Consider the following 14,699-nt stretch of genomic DNA (forward strand, 5'->3'; position numbering starts at 1 on the left):
CGTGTCGCACCCGGGCCGATATGCCGCGCGCGAAGGAGCGGTCGGTGTGGATGGGGCGGCTCAGCGCCCGTTCGGGGAACCGCCGGACGGCTTGGAGGCGGGTGCCGCCTCGACCGGGTCGGCGGCTGGGAAGGGGCTACCCGCCGGCCCCGCACGCTGCCGCGCGGACCCGGGCGGCCCGATCCGCGGCCGTACCGTGCGCCACCACGCGCCCGAGTCCCACTTCGGCCGGTCGCGGGTGAACCACCGGCAGCACAGCCCGATCAACACCGCGCTCAGGTGTCCGATCGCGGTGAAGTCCCGATGCACGAACATCGGCAGGCCGACGTACAGGGCCAGGCCCGCCAGATAGGGCCACAACCACGGTCCGGCGATGCGGTAGCAGAGCACCCCCGCGACGGCCATGTACCCGTAGCTGGGACCGACGTCCAGCTGAAAGCGCGCGCTCCGGGCCGCCGTCCCGTCGTGGACCTGGGCCAGCACGATCGCCTGGCTGATGCAGGTGGCGCCCACGTGCCCGAGTGCGGCGACGGCCAGCCACCGCCGAGTCCCGATCCACCGCTCGGCGACCGCGCACAGCACGGTGAACATGACCGTGAACTTGAACAGGTGCAAACCCTGGTCCCACGCGGCGCTGGTCACCAGCACCCGCAGCGGCGCGGTGTCGAGGTTGTGCAGGTTCGTGCTCTGTTCGCGAAGGAAGGCGTTGCGCTCGTCGGCGGTCAGCCGGATGTACTGGTCGGCTGTCGTCACATAGAGGATCAGCAGCCAGAGATAGGTACCGGGGGCCGAGACCACCCAGTCGCGGGCTGCGCCGAGGGCTCGCCGGGTCGAATCCTGGCCGGGCACGGGCAATGGTCTTCCCATCGGGAGGCAGACGTTCGCCCCGATACAACCACGAACAACCGGCCGGCCGTAGTCGGGCCCGGCGCACAGGCCCCGCCGGGGCGGACCTGCTGCAGGACAAGGGCGGCTCGGCTCCGCCGCGCTCAGTCCCGCGCAGCTCCGTCGCCGCCCGGCGGGCGCGCGTCGCCGCCGCGGATCGCGGCCAGGACGACCGGGTCGGAGCACGCACGCGCGAAGCGGGCGATGCGGTGCTCGATCTCACGCCGGAGTACGAGCGTCCCGATGCGATCGGCGACCGGCGCCAACCAGCGCGGACGACAGCCGAAGTTGTAGCGCCACACCGCTCGGGTGCGACGCGGCTCGCCCGGGACCGGGGTGAACCGCCAACCGCCGCCCATCTTCGCGAAGAACCACGACCCCTCGACCATCCGCATGCCCACGTTGGTCGGCGGCTGGTACGAGACGTACTCACTGATCATCCGAAAGCCGGCCCGATGGATCGTGAGCGTGCGCACGCCCTTGCCCGGCTCGGTGGCACCGTCCAGGAAGCGCTGCCTGCGGATGAACGGATCCCATCGCCTGCGCACCGCGCCGGTCGTCTGCGACACCGCGAACGCCGTCGCCGGGTCGACCGGTACCTCGACCGACGCTTCCACCAGGGGCATGCCGGCCATCCTGTCAGGTCGACCCGATCCGCGTCCGACCCGGTCCGGGCCGGGGCCGGCGGACCCGCTCGCGTCGGTCGCATCGCGTTCGGAGCGACCGTCCCGGGCGAAGCCGGAGGGGGTCGGCCGCGTCTTTTTGCCATGCGGGTGCAACTGATGTGCCCCATCCGGGCGTTGATGAAGATGACGCACCGTTTCGGGCGTCGGACACCCACAGTCAGGAGAGGTCATGCCCGGTCCCTTGATTCTCGGCCGCAGGGCCCCCGTTCCCACCCGAGGTGCGCCCGCACTGCCCCGGCACCACTACGATCCCGACTTGTGCGTCAACGTCATCCCGGGCGGCACGCTGCTGATCCACGCGGTCGACTCCGGCACCTACACCGGAACGCAGGAACCCAGGGGATACAAGAAGGATGACTGATCACGACGCGAGCGTCGTGATCGTGGCCACCGAGGAGGACCTGACCGCCGACATGGTGGCGGCGCACCTCCTCGGCGGCCCCGTGGCCCTGCTCCGGCTGGACCCGGGCCGCCTGCGCGAACGCCCGCTGGTCACCGGTCGGTTCGCCGGTGGGCACTGGCACACCGTGCTGGCCTCGGGACGGGCGACGGTGACCCTGGACGAGCGCTGTGCGGTCTACTGGCGCAAGCCCACCCGGCCGGACACACTGGCCACCGCCGAGGAGCGCTGGCGTGCGGACGAGAACACCACCGCACTGCTGGGCCTGTTGCGCGCCCACCCGCTGAAGGTGTGGATCGACGACCCCACTGTCGTGGCGGCCTCACTGCACAAGCCCACCCAACTGGCGACCGCCGCGCGCAACGGTTTCGCGGTGCCCGACACGCTGTTCACCAGCGATCCGCACGCGGCCCGAGCGTTCATCGCCACACATCGGGACAAGGTCGTGGTCAAGGCGCTCACCCAGCGGCACACCACCTTCATCCCGACCACCCGCATCCACCTCACGGACGACCTGGCGGGCATCGCCGGCACCCTGCACTACCTGCAAGCCCTGGTCGAGGACCGACTGTTCGACGCCCGGGTGACCGTCGTGGACGATCGGGTGTTCGCCGCCGCGATCAGGACGGACGGTGCGCTCGACTGGCGGGCCGTTCCGCGGGAGGCGGCCGAGTACCGGGCGATCGACCCGCCGGCGGAGATCGCGAGGGCGTGCGTGGAGCACGTGCGCGACCTGGGGTTGGTCTACGCCGCTCTGGACTTCGTGGTCACCTCGGCCGGCTGGACCTACCTGGAGACCAACTGCGTGGGCGAGTTCGGCTGGATCGAGAGTGCGACCGGCCTGCCGATCTCGGCGCAACTCGCCCGAATTCTCGCCGAGGGACCGGCCCGGCGCAGGAGAGTCGTGTCCTGCGCGTCCGCGAGAATATGACGATGGATCCGCTGCTCGCCGCCGCGTTGGAGACCCTCGGCATCGCCGACCGGCCACGCCCGCTGACCTCGCATCACACACACGCCTGGCGGGCGGGAGGGTGGCGGATCAAGACCGCCGAGGGGCCGGCCGACGCCGTCTCGCTGCACCACGAGGCCCGTGCGTTGACCATACTGCGCGAACAGGGCCTGTATCCGGTCGGCGGCGCACACGGACACGTCGGCGACGGCGTGTGGACGGCGGTGGAGTGGCGTCAGGGGATGACCCTGTGGCGCTGGTGCGAGTCGGCCCGCCGGACCGGTCCCGGCCCCGCGGACCGATTGCCCGCGCTGGCCCGGCGGGCGTTCGCGGCGCTGGCGCGGCTGCACGCGGTGGGCTGGCACCACGGGGACATCCAGCCGATGAACATCCTGGTCACCCCGGGCGACGGGATCGAGTTCATCGACCACGACTTGACCCATCACCCGGATCTGCTTCCGCTGCCGCTTCCCTATCGGGGCGGGATGGACCTGACCACAGCCCCCGAGATCGCCCGGCAACTCCTGGACACCGGGCCCGGACACCACGTGTGCCTCACCGACGCCGCCGAGGTGTACAGCCTGGGCGCCTCGTTCCGGGCGGCGTGGACCGGCAGCGCGCCGGCGACGGACCGGGCGATCGGGGGGCGGATCGGCGCCCCCGACATCCTGGAAGACATCGCCACCGGCCGGCATCGCCCCCCGCTGGCCGCCGTGCGCCCGTGGCCGGACCCCGACCTGGAGGCACTCCTGGAGGCGACGATGTCACTGGACCCGAGGGACCGGGCCGCGGTGACCCCGGCGTCGCCGTACCGCTGCTGAACGGCACGGCGGTGCCCGGCATTCGCCGCCGTGAAACACACGACGGGCGCCCGCCGCCGCGTCGCGGGACGCGAGGGCCGGGCGCCCGTCGGCTGCCGGAGGTGTGTGGACCGAGCGCCCGCCGCCGCGTCGCGGGATGGGAGGTTCGGGCGCCCGTCGGGGCGTGTGGGGCGGATACCTGCCCCCCGCCACGGGAGGTGAGGGCCGGATTCCCGTCGGGTGCCCGGAGCCGTGGCCGGGACGACCCGGCGCCCGCCCCGACCGGTCCGGTGGTGCCGTCACAGTCGCAGGTACGACAGGTCCACGGCCTCGGCCATCGCCCGTGCGCCCGCGTCGTTCAGGTGCAGGTGGTCGCCGCTGTCCAGGTCGGGCCGGATGCGGTCCGGCTCGTCGGGGTCCTGAACCGCCGCCGCGACGTCCACGACCGCGTCGAAGACCGCCGCGGTGCGGATCCAGTCGTTGACGCGACGGCGGATCACCTGCCCCTGCGCGCTGTCGATGCCGGGATAGATGGTGCCGGCGTAGGGGCCCATGGTCATCCCGATGCCGGTCAGCCCCGCCGCCCTGGCCCGAGCGGCCAGCGTGGTGAATCCGGCGATCAGGTCCTCCGCCGTGGCCGGGGGTTCGCCGGACATGCCCGGCAGGCCCAGGTCGTTGAGGCCGAAGTGGAAGAGCACGTGGGTGGCCCCGGGCACGGTGAGCACGTCGCGGTCGAATCGGGCCAGACCGCGCAGACCGACCTCGTCGGTCAGCAACCGGTTGCCGCCGATCCCCTGGTTGACCACCCAACCCCGGTGCAGTCGCCGGTTCAACTGGTCGGGGAAGCGCAGGTTGGCACCGGTGGAGGTGCCCACGCCCTCGAACCAGGAGTCGCCGAACGCCACGGCGATCGCGGTGCCTTCGGGAGCCAGTACGTCCACTCCGGCGACGAAGTAGCGGTTGTCCGCCTCCTCCGCGCCCACGAAGCTCGCCGAGACGGCGTTGCCCGGTAGCACGTAGGCGAGTTGCGACGGGGTGGCGGAGTAGGTGGCGAGGCCGGTGTCCCCGGGCAGGTACAGGGTCAGCGCCAGGTCGGTTCCGGCCTGCACGGCCAACTCCACCGGGTCGCTCCTGCGGTATCCGCCGGCCGGGATGGTCACCTCGGCCGCGCCGCCGAAGCGCAGCACGGTGTCCGTCGCGGGGTCGATCGTGCTGCCGCCGGTGCCGACGGCCACCCGGGCGGCGCCGATGACGAGCGGTTCCTTGCCGTATTCGTTGCTGAGCAGCACCCGCAGCGTGGTACCGCCGCCGTCCAGGTGCAGGATCTGCCGCACCGTCTGGTTGCGGAAGCCCCGTGAGGGCTGGATCAGGATGCTCTCGTTCGGGTCGAGCACGGCGGAGCGGAAGCCCGCGACCCAGGTCGTCGTGGTCATGATCGGTGATCTCCTTCGATGGGTGGGGTGGCGGTTCGGTGGGGCTCAGACCCGGACGGGCCGGGGGGCGGGGGTACGGCGGGCCCGCAGGCTCACCGCGGCGAGCGCGGCGAGGGCGAACAGCGCCGCCGCGGCCCGGAAGGCGAACGTGTAGCCGTCGGTGGCCGCCTGTTCGGGGGAGGGGCCGGTGCCGGTGTGCGCGTCGGCGAGCGAGGCGAACAGGGCCATGCCGACCGTGGGGCCGAGCAGCATCGTGGTGTTGAACGCGCCGCCGGCGAGGGCGGCCTGGGTGGGCGGTACGCCGCGGGTGGCGGCGACCACGGCCGCCGCGGCGGTCAGACCGATGCCGATCGGCAGGGTGAGCATGCCCGCGAGCGGTGCTCCCAGGTAGGCCGCGTCCGGGCCGATCCGGGAGAACAGCACGAAGGCGCCGGCCATCGTGACCAGACCCAGTGCGGCCGTCCACCGCACGCCCAACCGGGCCACGATCGGCACACTGCCGGCGCTGACCGCGATCAACATCAGCGTGTACGGGACGAAGCCCATCGCCGAGCGCAGCGCGGACCACTCCAGCACCCGCTGGAAGTACAGCGACATCAAGAACGCGGCCGTCGACCCGGCGATCGGTGCGAGCATGCCGGTGGCGAGCGCGGCCACGCGTCGACGGGAGGCGAGGAACGGCAGCGGCACGAGCGGCGCCGCGACCCGGTTCTCGGCCACGCCGAAGGCCGCCAGCAGCAGCAGCCCCACGACCAGCGGCAGCAGTACCTCCGGGGCGAGCCAGCCGTGGGTGCCCACTGCCACCAGGCCCAGGCTGAGCACCGCGACGCCGCCGGTGACCAGGGCCGTGCCGAGTACGTCCACCCGGCCGGGGACCCGGGCCGGGCCGGTCGGCAGATGGCGGCCGGCGAGCACGGCGACGGCGAGCCCGACCAGCGCGAGCACCGCGAACGACCATCGCCAGGACGCCCAGGTCGCGGTCGCGCCGCCGAGTTGCATGCCCAGTGCCGCACCGACCCCGGAGAGCCCGCCCCACGCGGCCATCGCCCGCCGACGGGCCGCATCGGCCGGGAACACGTCACCGACCAGCGCCATCGCGGCCGGTGCGGCGAGTGCGGCACCGGCGCCCTGGGCGAGTCGGGCCGCGATCAGCCATCCACCACCCGGTACGAGGGCGCCGGCCAGGGACGCGGCGGCGAACACCGCGGTGCCGATCCGGAAGCCGGCCCGCCGTCCGCGCAGGTCGGCCACCCGGCCACCGAGCAGCAGTAGGCCGCTGAACGCCAGGGTGTACGCGGCGCCGGCCCAGATCAGGCCCGATGCGCCGAGGCCGAGGTCGGCGGCGATGTCGGGCCCCGCGGCCGAGGTGATGGTGACCGACGTGTTGAGGATCGCCTGCACCGCGGCGAGCAGCGCGAATGCCGGCCCCGGTCGCGCCGACCGCGCAGCCTGCTCGTGCGTCACGTGCGTCACGTGCGTCACGTGCGGCATGTGCGTCATGTGCTTCATGCGGTTCATGTGCTGATCCCCTCTCGGAAACGGCCCGCTTCGGAGACCAAACCATACAGTGCAGTTCAGTTGAACTCAACGGTGCGGTTCGGATGAACTCACCGGTTCGGTTCACCTTGGTTAGACTGCGCTCGACGAACGGAGACACGACTGTGTGGGCAGCGGAGCAGACCCCCAAGCGCATCCCTTCCGGCGACCGGGCGGCGCGCAAGCGCAAGGCGATCCTGGAGGCGGCCACGCTGGCCTTCCTGCGCGAGGGCTACCAGGTGGGCATGGACACCATCGCTGCCGAGGCGGGCGTCGCGAAGGTGACCGTCTACAACCACTTCGGCAGCAAGGAAGCCCTGTTCACGGCGATCGTCGGCGAAATCCTGGACCGGGCGCTCGCCGAGTCCACCCGCCTGATCGAGGAGCGGCTGGGTTCTTCGACGGACGTGCGGGCCGACCTGACCGCGATCTGCGAGGCGTGGGTGGCGGGGCATGCCACGCCCGAGGTGCTCACCCTGCACAACGTGGTGATGGGCTCGATGCCGCGGTTGCCGGACCTGGGGCGCACCTGGCGCGAGCTGGGACCGGACCGCTTCCACGTGGTGGTCCGCACGGCGCTCGCGGAACTCGTCGAGCGCGGCGAACTCGCGATCGAAGACGTGCCGTTGGCCGCGATCCAACTCTCCGGTCTGGTCCTGATGCCGCACATCGCCTACGGCTCGTCGGGTGCGGTCCCCGACGCCGATCTGACCCGGCGGCTGATCACGGGCGGCGTGGACATGTTCCTGGCCCGCTACGGCCCGGCAGCCGCCGCGACCCCCACCCGGGTCGCGCCCGCACCGCCGGCGTCCTGACGCGGACCGGTGCCGCGGCGGCCGGTCGGTCTCGGCGACGCCGCGGAATCGGCGTGTCGCGACTCGCCCGGATGGCCCGGATGTGAGGCGCGTCACGTGGTGGGCTGATAGGAAGGTTCAGGAGTCCGTTATGTCTGACTCGTAACCTTTCGAGGAGGCGTCGTCATGCGCGCCACGTCCGAGAACACCGCCGAGAGTTCGACCGCCGCCACGCCGGCCGAATCACCGTCCGCGATCCATATTCTGTGGATCAACGCCGGTCTGAGCTGCGATGGCGACTCCGTCGCCCTGACCGCCGCGATGCAGCCGTCGATCGAGGAGATCGTCACCGGCGCGCTGCCCGGACTGCCGCCGATCGCCGTGCACTGGCCGCTGATCGATTTCGAGTGCGGCCCGGTCCAGGGCGCGGACACCTTCATCGAATGGTTCTTCAAGGCCGAACGCGGCGAACTCGACCCGTTCGTCCTGGTGATCGAGGGATCCATCCCGAACGAGTCGATCAAGCCCGAGGGTTACTGGTGCGGATTCGGCGACGACCCCACCACCGGTCAGCCGATCACCACGAGCGAATGGCTGGACCGGCTCGCGCCCAAGGCCACCGGCGTGGTGGCGATCGGCACGTGCGCCACGTACGGCGGGATCCACGCGATGGCCGGCAACCCGACCGGCGCGATGGGCGTGCCCGACTACCTGGGCTGGGATTGGACCTCCAAGGCGGGCCTGCCGATCGTCTGCGTGCCCGGGTGCCCCATCCAGCCGGACAACTTCGCCGAGACGCTGACCTACCTGCTCTACCAGCTCGCCGGGTCCGCGCCGATGATCCCGTTGGACGACAAACTGCGCCCGACCTGGCTGTTCGGCGCCACCGTGCACGAGGGCTGCGACCGCGGCGGCTACTACGAACAGGGCCAGTTCGCCGACGAGTACGGCTCGCCGCTGTGCCTGGTGAAGCTGGGCTGCTGGGGTCCGGTGGTCAAGTGCAACGTGCCCAAGCGCGGTTGGATCAACGGCGTCGGCGGTTGTCCGAACGTCGGCGGCATCTGCATCGCCTGCACGATGCCCGGCTTCCCGGACAAGTTCATGCCGTTCATGGACGAACCGCCCGGCAGCAAGGTCTCCGCGACCGCCAGCGGCGCGTACGGCCTGCTGATCCGCAAACTGCGCTCGATCACCGCGCAGACCGTGGACAAGGAACCCAAGTGGCGCCACTCCGACCGCAAGCTGACCACCGGCTACCGCCCGCCCTGGTGAGCCGCGCGCAGTCCTCGACCCCGCGGCCGACCCCGAGCGTGCCGCCGTCCCGTCCCACACCGCAGAAGGGCACGACACACGATGGCACCCTCGACCAAAGTGGCCGGCGACGGCAGCGGCCTCACCGAGATGTCCTGGGATCCGATCACCCGGATCGTGGGCAGCCTGGGCATCCACACCAGGATCGACTTCAAGCAGAAACGGGTCGCCGAGTGCTACAGCACCTCGTCGGTCTTCCGCGGCTACAGCGTGTTCATGCGCGGCAAGGACCCCCGCGACGCGCACTTCATCACCAGCCGGATCTGCGGTATCTGCGGCGACAACCACGCCACCTGCTCGGTCTACGCGCAGAACATGGCCTACGGCGTCAAGCCGCCGCACCTGGCCGAGTGGATCATCAACCTCGGTGAAGCCGCCGAGTACATGTTCGACCACAACATCTTCCAGGAGAACCTGGTCGGGGTGGACTACTGCGAGCGCATGGTCCGCGAGACCAACCCCGGCGTGCTGGATCTGGCCGAACGCACCGAGGCCCCGCACGCCGCGGAACACGGCTACCGCACCATCGCCGACATCATGCGCTCGCTCAACCCGATCGAGGGTGAGTTCTACCGCGAGGCGCTGGCGGTCAGCCGCTACACCCGGGAGATGTTCTGCCTGATGGAGGGCCGGCACGTGCACCCCTCCACGCTCTACCCGGGCGGCGTGGGCACGGTCGCCTCGGTTCAGTTGTTCACCGACTACCTGTCCCGACTGATGCGCTACGTCGAGTTCATGAAGCGCGTGGTGCCGCTGCACGACGACCTCTTCGACTTCTTCTACACGGCCCTGCCGGGCTACGAGGAGGTCGGCCGACGGCGGGTGTTGCTCGGCTGCTGGGGCGCGCTCAACGACCCCGACCACTGCGACTTCACCTATCGCAACATGACCGACTGGGGCCGGCGGATGTACGTCAGCCCCGGCATCGTGGTGGACGGCAAACTGATCACCAACGACCTGACCGAGATCAACCTGGGCATCCGGATCCTGCTCGGCAGCTCCTATTACCAGGACTGGGAGGGCCAGGAGCTCTTCGTCACGCACGACCCGCTGGGCAACCCGGTCGACCCGCGCCACCCGTGGAACCAGCACACCATCCCCGCACCGCAGAAGCGAGACTTCGAGAACAACTACAGCTGGGTGATGTCGCCGCGCTGGTTCGACGGCACCGACTACCTGGCCCTGGACACCGGCGGCGGCCCGCTCGCCCGGCTGTGGTCCACCGCGCTCAACGGACTGGTCGACACCGGCTTCGTCAAAGCCACCGGGCACAGCGTGGTGATCAACCTGCCCAAGTCGATGACCAAGCCGGAGACCACCTTCGAGTGGAAGATCCCGCAGTGGAGCAACGCCCTGGAGCGCAACCGCGCCCGCACCTACTTCCAGGCGTACATGGCCGCCATGGCGGTGCACTTCGCCGAGAAGGCACTCGACGAGGTGCGTTCGGGCCGGACCAAGACGTGGGAGAAGTTCGAGGTGCCCGACGAGGCGGTCGGCGTCGGCTTCACCGAGGCCGTGCGCGGCGTGCTCTCGCACCACATGGTGATCCGGGACGGGAAGATCGCCAACTACCACCCGTACCCGCCCACTCCGTGGAATGCCAGCGTCCGCGACACCCTGGGCACCCCCGGGCCCTACGAGGACGCGGTGCAGAACACGCCGATCTTCGAGGAGAACTCCCCGGAGAACTTCAAGGGCATCGACATCATGCGGGCCGTGCGCAGCTTCGACCCCTGCCTGCCGTGCGGCGTGCACATGTACCTCGGCGACGGCAAGACCCTGCAGAAGCTGCACGTGCCCACCGGCCTGAGCGGGCTGAGCGGATGAACGCCGAACAGACCGGACTGCGGGTCGAGGAGATCCTCACCCGCCTGGCCGAGAGCGGTGACCCGGCCGGCCGGGCCGCCGCCGAGGAACTGGTACGCGCCCTGATGGACTTCTACGGCGCCGGCCTGGCCCGCCTGGCCGCGCTGTTGCGCGACGCCGACGCGGACCGGCGCGCCGTGCTCGACGACGAACTGGTCACCGGGCTGCTGGTCCTGCACGACCTGCATCCGGACGACGTGCCCACACGGGTCGCCCGCGCTCTCGCGGCCCACCCGGAACACCGCGCCGAACTGCTCGACTACGACGAGCACGCGCGGAGCGTACGACTGCGGATCACCGCCGCGAGCGGCGGCTGCGGATGCGCGAACACGAGCACCGACGGTGTGCGGGAGGCCGTCGAGGGGGTCCTGGCCGGCTACGCACCCGAGATCGAGCGGGTCGAGATCGAGGAGGTCCCGGCCGCGCCCGCGGAACCCGCGCTGCTCCAGATCGGCGTGCGACCGGCCGACCCGGCTCGGGCCGCGCGGTGAGCGCGCCACCCCCGACGCGTACCCGGCCGGCGGCCGGGCTGCGCCGATTCCGCCGCCCGGCCGGACCGCAGCCGGAACGCTGCGAGTTGTGCGCCCAGGAGGTCGGTCCGGGACACCGCCACCTCGTCGACACCGACGCCCGGGTCCTGGCCTGCGCGTGCCGCGGCTGCGCCATGTTGTTCGAGCAGCGCGGTGCGGCCGGCGGTCGCTATCGGGCCGTGCCCGAGCGCTACCTCGTCGACCCCGAACACACCCTGGACGACGGCGCGTGGGAGGCCCTGCAGATCCCGGTCGGCATGGCGTTCTTCCTGCGCAACGCCGCGGCGGACCGGCTGATCGCCTTCTACCCCAGCCCGGCCGGCGCCACCGAAAGCGATCTGGATCCGCAGCTGTGGCAGGCGGTGCTCGGCGAGAGTCGGCTCGCCCGACTGCTGCAGGCCGACGTCGAGGCGCTGCTGCTGCGGCGCACCGACGGGGCGAGCGAGTGTTTCCTGGTTCCGGTCGACGTCTGCTACGCGCTGGTGGGCCGGATGCGACTGCACTGGCAGGGCTTCGACGGCGGCGCCGAGGCGCGCGCCGACCTGGCCGCGTTCTTCGCCGACGTGCGCTCGCGGGCTCGTGTGCCCGGAAGGGACGAACTGGCGTGACCGAGTTGGACTTCTCCTGCGTCGGGGTGCGTGCGGACGGCTACGCGGCGGGCCCCACCCTGGTCTTCCGGCTGCGGATCACCGCCGCCGAGCAGGCCCGGGTGCACGCGCTCGCGCTGCACGTGCAACTGCGGATCGAGCCGGCCCGGCGCCGCTACGGCGCGGCCGAGGGCGACCGGCTGGACGTGCTGTTCGGCGAACGATCCCGCTGGGGCGGCACGCTGCACCCGATCCGGTTCGCCCAGGTGGCGTTGACCGTGCCGGGCTTCACCGGGGAGACCGAGGTGGACCTGGCGGTGCCGTGCACCTACGACATGGACATCGCCTCCTCCCGCTACTTCCATGCCTTGGGCGAGGGCGAGGCGCCGCTGCTGATGCTCTTCTCCGGAACCGCGTTCATCGGCCCGGGCGGATTCCGGGTCGAACCGGTGCCCTGGCACAAGGAGGCCGTATGCCGCATGCCGGTGGCCGTGTGGCAGGAGATGATCGAGCAGCACTTCCCCGGCTGCGGCTGGCTGCGCCTGCCGCGCGAGGACATGGACGCGTTGCTCGCCTACCGGTCCCGGCATGCGCTGCCCTCCTGGGAGGCCACGATGCGGGCCCTGCTGGCGGCGACCGAACCCGACTCCGCGTCCGAGCGCATCCTCGGCGTGGCGGCCGGCCGCCACCGCACGCCGGATCGCAGCGGCGACACCGAGGAGATCGTGCGATGACACCGTCCGGACTCGCCACCGAGGAGCGGTTCGCCGCCGCTCGGCAGATCGCCGACGCCGTACTGTTCGAGGGCTACGTGCTCTACCCGTACCGGGCCTCGGCCGCCAAGAACCGGATGCGCTGGCAGTTCGGCGTCCTGGTGCCCCCGGCCTGGGGGCAGAGCAGCGGCGAACACCACGACCAGCGGACCGAGTGCCTGATCGAACCACGGGACGGTGCGAACCTCTCGGTCGAGCTGCGCTTCCTGCACGCGCAACGACGCACGGTGCAACAGATCGGTCCCGACGGGGGATTCACCGGTGTGGACGCGTTGGAGCTGCCCGATCGGGTGCTCGTGCCGTGGGACGAGGGCGTCGAGGAACGGGTCGAACTCGCGGTTCCCGTAGCCGAGTTGGCCGGTGACGGGCTGGTCGTTCCGTTCGAGCGGGCCGAGCACGAGGAGAGCGAGACGGTCGAACTCGACGGCCGGGTGCTGGGCCGGTTGGTCCGCAGGCGGGCCCGGGCGGAGGGAGTGATCCGGCTGCGGACCGCCGAGATCCCCGGCCCGTACCGCACCCTCAAACTCACCGTCGAGGTGGCGAACACCGCCGGATGGACGCCGGATCCGGGCGCCGACCGGGACGCGGCACTGCCGTACGCGCTGGTGTCGGCGCACGTGCTGCTCGGGGTGGACGCCGGGTCGTTCCTGTCGATGACCGATCCGCCGGAGTGGGCGGGCGCCGCCGCGGCGACGTGTGTCAATCTGCGGACCTGGCCGGTGCTGGTCGGGGAGCGGGACGACGTGGTGTTGTCCTCGCCGATCATCCTGGAGGACCACCCGCAGGTGGCTCCGGAGAGCCCGGGCGCGCTCTACGACGCGACCGAGATCGACGAGATTCTCGCGCTGCGCACGTCGGCGCTGACCGAGCGGGAGAAGCGCGAGGCCCGCGGCACCGACATTCGCGCGGGCGCCGCGGTGGATCTGGTCGACTCGCTGCCCCCGGAGGTGTGGGACCGGCTGCACGGCGCGGTACGGGCGCTGCGCGGGAGCAGCGGGCCCAGTGCGCCGACGACCCTGGTCGAACCCGGCGCGGCCGATCCGTTCGGGTCGGGCGGCGAGCGGCCCTGGTGGGATCCGGCGAGCGACGCCGGGTTCGATCCCGGTTCGGATCGGGTTCCGGTGGACGGGCGTTCGGTCGGGGCGGGCAGTCGGGTGCGATTGCGGCCGGGATTGCGCCGCACCGATGCCCAGGACCTGTTCCTGCACGGCCGGGACGCGGTGGTCGAGGCGGTGCTGCACGACGTCGACGGCGCGGTGCACGTCGCGGTGACCGTGGCGGACGACCCCGGCGCGGACATCCGGCGGGCACAGGGTCGGTTCCTGTACTTCCGACCCGACGAGCTCACCCTCGCGGAGGACGCATGACCGGCCGCGGTCTGCCGACCGACGGCGTCGAGCGCGTGCTCGTCGCCGGAGTCGGCAACATCTTCCTCGGCGACGACGGATTCGGGGTGGAGACGGTCGGCAGGATCGCCGCACACTCGCTGCCGGCCGGCGCCGAGGTGGTCGACTTCGGGGTGCGTGGTGTGCATCTGGCCTACCAACTCCTGGAAGGCTACGACACGTTGATCCTGGTGGATGCCACCGCACGCGGCGGCGAACCGGGCACGGTCTACCTGATCGAGGCCGCCGTACCGGGGTCGGTGGAGCCGGAGTCGGCGCTGCTGGACGGCCACCGGATGGGGCCCGACGCGGTGCTCGCCCTGCTGGGCACGTTGAGCGCGGGCACCGGTGGTACACCACCGCGCCGGGTGCTGGTGGTCGGCTGCGAACCGGCCGACCTGGACGAGCGGGTGGGGCTCAGTCCGCCCGTGGCGGCCGCCGTGGACGAGGCGGTCGCGCTGATCCTGCGGGTGCTGCGGCACCAGGCACCGGCCGAGCGCGAGATCGACCGCCCGGCCGGGCAGGCAACCGAACAAACGGTCGACGGGCGAGTCGGTGCCTCGGACGCGCCGGGCCCGGTCGACGCACGACCCGCCGCCGTGGACGCGGTGCGCGGTTCCGATTCCGGAGAGGTGCCGGTATGCGAAGGATCCTGATCGGCGGAGTGCTCATGGCGGGGCTGGCCGTGCTCGTGAATCGGGCCGACATCCAGCGCTATCTGCGGATGCGCGCCATGTAGGCCGGCCCGCGCGGTACCTGGCCGG

At 71.7% G+C, this 14,699-nt stretch carries 15 protein-coding genes; 11 read left to right on the plus strand and 4 right to left on the minus strand.

Annotation, left to right across the window (positions count from 1 at the left end; all coding sequences use genetic code 11):
* Positions 1-60: 60 nt before the first annotated feature.
* Together ACZOOI_RS40410 and ACZOOI_RS40415 are read right to left on the minus strand one after the other, a co-directional pair.
* Positions 61-867, minus strand: a complete 807-nt coding sequence (locus ACZOOI_RS40410; protein ID WP_465281796.1) for a rhomboid-like protein — start codon at positions 865-867, stop codon at positions 61-63.
* 122 nt (positions 868-989) lie between these two features.
* The gene (locus ACZOOI_RS40415) at positions 990-1,511 is read right to left on the minus strand and encodes a type II toxin-antitoxin system RatA family toxin (protein ID WP_465281797.1); all 522 of its coding nucleotides are present in this window, start codon (positions 1,509-1,511) and stop codon (positions 990-992) included.
* A gap of 229 nt (positions 1,512-1,740) precedes the next feature.
* Here ACZOOI_RS40415 and ACZOOI_RS40420 point away from each other — a divergent pair, with 229 nt between their 5' ends.
* The 3 genes from ACZOOI_RS40420 to ACZOOI_RS40430 are packed head-to-tail and all read left to right on the plus strand — an operon-like array spanning position 1,741 to position 3,741.
* Complete coding sequence (locus tag ACZOOI_RS40420) at positions 1,741-1,932, plus strand: hypothetical protein (protein ID WP_465281798.1); 192 nt, start codon at positions 1,741-1,743, stop codon at positions 1,930-1,932.
* Positions 1,925-2,902: an MvdC/MvdD family ATP grasp protein gene (locus ACZOOI_RS40425; RefSeq protein WP_465281799.1), complete on the plus strand. Its 978-nt coding sequence runs from the start codon at positions 1,925-1,927 to the stop codon at positions 2,900-2,902. Before ACZOOI_RS40420 ends, ACZOOI_RS40425 begins: the two co-directional genes overlap by 8 nt.
* A gap of 2 nt (positions 2,903-2,904) precedes the next feature.
* Positions 2,905-3,741, plus strand: coding sequence for a phosphotransferase (locus ACZOOI_RS40430; protein ID WP_465281800.1), 837 nt, complete (start codon positions 2,905-2,907; stop codon positions 3,739-3,741).
* A 278-nt stretch (positions 3,742-4,019) separates the two neighbouring features.
* Here ACZOOI_RS40430 and ACZOOI_RS40435 read toward each other — a convergent pair whose 3' ends face one another.
* Together ACZOOI_RS40435 and ACZOOI_RS40440 are read right to left on the minus strand one after the other, a co-directional pair.
* Entirely contained in the window at positions 4,020-5,153 is a 1,134-nt protein-coding gene (locus ACZOOI_RS40435) for a GDSL-type esterase/lipase family protein (RefSeq protein ID WP_465281801.1), read from the minus strand.
* Between the two features lie 45 nt (positions 5,154-5,198).
* Positions 5,199-6,671 (minus strand): MFS transporter, encoded by a 1,473-nt coding sequence (locus tag ACZOOI_RS40440; protein WP_465281802.1) that lies wholly within the window; start codon positions 6,669-6,671, stop codon positions 5,199-5,201.
* A 143-nt stretch (positions 6,672-6,814) separates the two neighbouring features.
* Here ACZOOI_RS40440 and ACZOOI_RS40445 point away from each other — a divergent pair, with 143 nt between their 5' ends.
* From ACZOOI_RS40445 to ACZOOI_RS40480, 8 genes are all read left to right on the plus strand, one after another.
* Positions 6,815-7,504, plus strand: a complete 690-nt coding sequence (locus ACZOOI_RS40445) for a TetR/AcrR family transcriptional regulator (protein WP_465281803.1) — start codon at positions 6,815-6,817, stop codon at positions 7,502-7,504.
* A gap of 165 nt (positions 7,505-7,669) precedes the next feature.
* Entirely contained in the window at positions 7,670-8,755 is a 1,086-nt protein-coding gene (locus ACZOOI_RS40450; RefSeq protein ID WP_465281804.1) for an NADH-quinone oxidoreductase subunit B family protein, read from the plus strand.
* An 81-nt stretch (positions 8,756-8,836) separates the two neighbouring features.
* A complete protein-coding gene (locus ACZOOI_RS40455) occupies positions 8,837-10,621 on the plus strand; it encodes a nickel-dependent hydrogenase large subunit (protein ID WP_465281805.1) in 1,785 nt (594 codons plus the stop codon).
* On the plus strand, positions 10,618-11,151 hold the full coding sequence (locus ACZOOI_RS40460; protein WP_465281806.1) for a hypothetical protein: 534 nt from the start codon (positions 10,618-10,620) through the stop codon (positions 11,149-11,151). The genes ACZOOI_RS40455 and ACZOOI_RS40460 overlap by 4 nt, the downstream gene beginning before the upstream one ends.
* Positions 11,148-11,798, plus strand: a complete 651-nt coding sequence (locus tag ACZOOI_RS40465; protein ID WP_465281807.1) for a DUF5947 family protein — start codon at positions 11,148-11,150, stop codon at positions 11,796-11,798. The genes ACZOOI_RS40460 and ACZOOI_RS40465 overlap by 4 nt, the downstream gene beginning before the upstream one ends.
* Positions 11,795-12,511 (plus strand): DUF6084 family protein, encoded by a 717-nt coding sequence (locus ACZOOI_RS40470; RefSeq protein WP_465281808.1) that lies wholly within the window; start codon positions 11,795-11,797, stop codon positions 12,509-12,511. Before ACZOOI_RS40465 ends, ACZOOI_RS40470 begins: the two co-directional genes overlap by 4 nt.
* A complete protein-coding gene (locus ACZOOI_RS40475) occupies positions 12,508-13,917 on the plus strand; it encodes a hypothetical protein (RefSeq protein ID WP_465281809.1) in 1,410 nt (469 codons plus the stop codon). Before ACZOOI_RS40470 ends, ACZOOI_RS40475 begins: the two co-directional genes overlap by 4 nt.
* A complete protein-coding gene (locus ACZOOI_RS40480) occupies positions 13,914-14,591 on the plus strand; it encodes a hydrogenase maturation protease (RefSeq protein WP_465281810.1) in 678 nt (225 codons plus the stop codon). The genes ACZOOI_RS40475 and ACZOOI_RS40480 overlap by 4 nt, the downstream gene beginning before the upstream one ends.
* Positions 14,592-14,699: the final 108 nt, after the last annotated feature.

This window comes from Embleya sp. L77 (assembly GCF_055557415.1).